This window comes from Bartonella sp. AP88HLJMH (genome assembly GCF_042195605.1).
Lineage (GTDB): Bacteria > Pseudomonadota > Alphaproteobacteria > Rhizobiales > Rhizobiaceae > Bartonella.
Genome location: NZ_JBHIOR010000044.1, coordinates 1 through 3,967, shown reverse-complemented (window position 1 = coordinate 3,967; position 3,967 = coordinate 1). Strand labels below are relative to the sequence as shown.

The following is a 3,967-nucleotide window of genomic DNA, read 5'->3' as shown; positions in this document are numbered from 1 at the left end:
TCTTTTTTTCTGCTAAAGGTCGCGGTCCCCTCGCTGAGAAGTGTATGGCTCAATATATGAGAGACAATAAACTTGAATCCTGCCCGCATGGTTTTCGCTCTAGTTTACGCGATTGGCTAGCAGAAACAACCGATGCCCCCTATGAGGTCGCTGAAACTATTCTAAGTCATACAGTAGGAGGACAAGTAGAGCGTGCCTATCGTCGTACTGACTATCTAGAACAGCGCCGTGTCTATATGGAGAAATGGGCGGCTTATGTCACGGGTCAATCTTAAGATATGGGGTGAATAACCCCATGATCTGTGGATAACTTTCTCTCTCTTCTCTCTCATTCTTTCTCAATAAGAGTCATAAATTATCACATCACAAATTATATGATAAAATATTGTTTTCTATGAATAAAACATCTTTCTAAATGAACCAAAATGTGGTTAATAAATAGTTATGATTTGTTACCATTTTTATAGTGAAAGGATTTTAATATGACAGAAAATGATATTCTTTTAACAGACCGTGAAAGTGCAAAATTGCTTCATATGAGTGTTTCAACATTCCGCCGTCATGTAACCAATGGCTCTCTCCCAAAACCTTTAAAATTTGGTTTTTTGTCCCGTTGGTTACAATCGGATCTTTTGAATGTCATCGAGCAAGCAAAACAGCAACGTTATAACGACGCGGCATAAAAAGAAAACCTTGTCACGTAAGGACGGACAAGGCTTTCTCAAGCTCATCAACCTGGTGCTTTATTTGGTGTAAATTCAAGGCTTTCTCTGCTGAAGCAAGACTTAAGGCTGGCATTCAGGTGCATTTTTATACTTTTTACAAAAAGGGCTGTTCAAACGCTTCTTGACACTGCGCTGTGGTATGACAGCACCTGGACGACAAATGGGAAGGTTTTCAGCTCTAAAAGTATAACACCAATATGGTCCTCCCCATTTGTAGCGGAATCCTGCTTGAATCATGCAAGCATCGATGGAAGCCTCTGCATTGATGCTTAGCTTTCTATTTTCTGGAAAAACATCATAAGGGGTTGGCATACCACATTCTAACAATGCTTTTCCTACCTCAGTAAAATCTGCTCCTGGTTTCTCCCATGCACTCAAAACTCCTGGTGGAGGCTTGTCGATGTTACATCCAGCAATATTTAACAGAATGAGACCACTTAATAATTTCAAGATTTGTTTCATTTTTTTCTTCCTGAATATTTTGAATAAATTGGCGTACGATTAGGTAATCCATAAGCCTGTCGACATATTGAACCTGCATTACCATAACAAGCATGAACACTGGGGTAGCCCTTAAATATTTGCCATGCTTCTTTCCAAGGACCACTTCCAGGAGGTATTTGCCCAAAAGTGTAAGGATTTTTGCCAATCTTTGTACCCACAAAGTCATTTTTATGATTTTCCAAGTTTACGTAATCCTGCTTTCCATCACTTAAGATATATAACGTATCTGCCATGTTTTGAGTATTATAAGCTGGTCCAAAGAAATTAATCGTTGTTTTCTTTGCTATACCATGAACACCATGCTTTTCTAAATCATGCGATCCATTGCCCGCTGTCATACTGCCGCGGCTATGCGCATCAGTATGCAATCCTATATTGCCAAGGCTATACAACAGATTCTGGTACTTCTTCGTCGAATTGGTCAAAATACCCAACTTACCTTCTAGAGCATACTGATACCCTGCAATGAACAAATCTACCAAGAACGAATCGCTATGGGGAAACATCAGAAAATAGTGTGGATCATTCTTGTTATCAGCCAACTGAACCGCATTATGGGCTGCGTCATCTGGTGTTGTAAAAATACCATTGAGAAAAACATGAACCTTGCCATCAGAACCTTTTTGTAAATTCTGTTGTTCTTCAGGCGTTAAATAATGATATTGCGGCTGCGGGTTTCCATGACTGTCTCTTATAGGATTTCCATTTTCATCTTTTGCATAGATCACATTGCCATTTTCATCGTGATCCACGGTAGCCAGATAATGCTCTTTGATAAACATGTTTACAAAGCCCTGTTCAAAGATATTAAATTCTTCATCCGATAAATCATTGATCATACCTACGCGATTATGCACTACCCCCTCAAGCGATGCGACATCTAGCTGTCCTACTGCTTGGTGGGCTGTAGCGGTGTTGCGGTTGAGTGCATCAATGATTTGTCCAGCATCTTGCCCCATCGCCCTCTGTCCAGTGATATCAGTAAGGATGATAGTCCCATCGCTGATAGCGGATTTGGTTTCCCCTTCTGCTGCATCCTTGGCTTTGCCGTGATTTAAAGCATTTTTAGCAATATTTTTTATGATGCCATATTTCCCCTGTTGCAAAGCATCGCCACCAGAAATGCTAAACCCATGGCTGCTGGCTTTAGCATGGGCACTGTTGCTGATATCACTGGTGCTAATGCTTCCTGTGGTCAGGCTGTTTTTATCTGCCGAGGCTGTGCTGGAAATAAGTCCTCCGGTCAGCGTTGTTTTATCTTTAACAATGATATTAAAGCCGCCATCACCCGCTTTGATGCCTGATTGTTCCACAACACTATGATAATCGCTGGAGGATTTATCCTTTTGGAAAGAGGCGCTCATGGAGCCCCCACCACCCGTTTGTCCAGCACCAAACCCAACAGAAACAGAGTTTTGCTTGCTGGAAGTTTGTCCCGTATCACTGCGGCTGGTAATGGCAAAATCACCCCCTACTTCCATTTCTACATGATCTGCAGAAGCCACGGCGCCTGCCAGTATGGTGTTTCCCTGACTTATGGTATGAAGAGTGCCGGTGCCTATAATATGGCTGTTTTTGTGTTGAACTTCCTCACTGGAACCTTCCCCTTGACTAAAAGCAGCACTGCCCGTTGCCCCTGCGCCACCCGTGCCATAACCGGTGCCAACACTCATTGAAGCACTTTCACTGCTGTTTTGTGTGCTTTGCGTGTTTTGTGCACTTTCAAAGATGATATCTTTACCTGCTTCCATGGTGATCTTTCCGCTCTGTGCATCATTTTCCAGCACATAGATTGGATTGGTACCAGCGATAACATCAGCGCCAACACCATGAATGCTGCCTTCGTGGGCATGCATGTTAACAGCGCGTCCGCCTTCTATGCTATCTGTCACCGCTGTGGAGGTCTGAACAGAGGCTTCTGTTTTCTCAGTTTTAAAGCCCACGGTTACACTGCCAGATGCGCCAGCCAGATTGGCAAGAGCATCCTTGGTGGAGCCCCCCACCCCTCCTAATGAGCTACTCAGTCCTTTGGTTGTGTTCCCCTTTTCCCCCGTATTGCCAGTCAGCCAATCAACAAAATTCTTGCCTTTGTTAAAGAGGTGATTGATTTTCATGCCGGTCAGTATGCCATTAATAACGGTGTTATTGCCATCCTTATTGTTCATACGGTCCGCTGAATCTTTTAAGCCTTGTACCGTGCCAAGGACACCGATATCAACGGAAGTTGTCACACCAGCAAAAGACTTTTCATGTGTCTCTTTGCCGTTAGAGGTATCATAGCTTTCTGAAAGCGTGATATTATTGCCGGCATCCATGTTGACATCACGATCCGCCGAAACAATGGCTGCTTGTAAATTCACATCATTGTCAGCAGTAATCTGCACATCTTGGCGTGCCGTGATGTGTGATTGTGTGGAAGTGGTTTCCCATTGATCGCCCGTATCTTTGGCGCTTGCAATTCCAACACCTACAGAAGCACCGCTTTTGCTCTTTTCAAACTGAAACCCAAAGCCTTCCCGTTCTTCTACAGAGTTTGACTTATGGCTATTATGACCAACAAGCACATTCACATCACGAGCTGCCGAAAGGTTAATATTCTCACCTGCAAGATCAGAGCCAACAATTGTCACATCTTTTTTCTTGGCAGTGATGGTGATATTGCCATCCGCATTGAGAGAAGAACCTTGATGCTCAAAACTCTCTTCATTTTCTGTCTTTCCCTCACTCCCGTATATCGA

At 43.2% G+C, this 3,967-nt stretch carries 3 protein-coding genes and 1 pseudogene; 2 read left to right on the top strand and 2 right to left on the bottom strand.

The features are described from left to right. Together ACFIMA_RS09165 and ACFIMA_RS09160 are read left to right on the top strand one after the other, a co-directional pair. Nucleotides 1-275: pseudogene (locus ACFIMA_RS09165) on the top strand (integrase); the annotation flags it as partial. A 207-nt stretch (nucleotides 276-482) separates the two neighbouring features. Then, the gene (locus ACFIMA_RS09160; protein ID WP_015856172.1) at nucleotides 483-683 is read left to right on the top strand and encodes an AlpA family transcriptional regulator; all 201 of its coding nucleotides are present in this window, start codon (nucleotides 483-485) and stop codon (nucleotides 681-683) included. A 102-nt stretch (nucleotides 684-785) separates the two neighbouring features. On the opposite strand, the gene ACFIMA_RS09155 is transcribed toward ACFIMA_RS09160, so the two are convergent. Both ACFIMA_RS09155 and ACFIMA_RS09150 read right to left on the bottom strand, forming a co-directional pair. Then, nucleotides 786-1,187, bottom strand: coding sequence for a hypothetical protein (locus tag ACFIMA_RS09155; RefSeq protein ID WP_375618845.1), 402 nt, complete (start codon nucleotides 1,185-1,187; stop codon nucleotides 786-788). Continuing rightward, on the bottom strand, nucleotides 1,184-3,967 hold a 2,784-nt coding region (locus ACFIMA_RS09150), incomplete at its 5' end, for a hemagglutinin repeat-containing protein (RefSeq protein WP_375693397.1). The genes ACFIMA_RS09155 and ACFIMA_RS09150, both read right to left, overlap by 4 nt.

Excerpts from the sequence above, each read along its gene's own strand:
- ACFIMA_RS09160 (WP_015856172.1), top strand. The coding sequence starts at position 483 with ATGACAGAAAATGATATTCTTTTAACAGACCGTGAAAGTGCAAAATTG.
- ACFIMA_RS09155 (WP_375618845.1), bottom strand. The coding sequence starts at position 1,187 with ATGAAACAAATCTTGAAATTATTAAGTGGTCTCATTCTGTTAAATATT.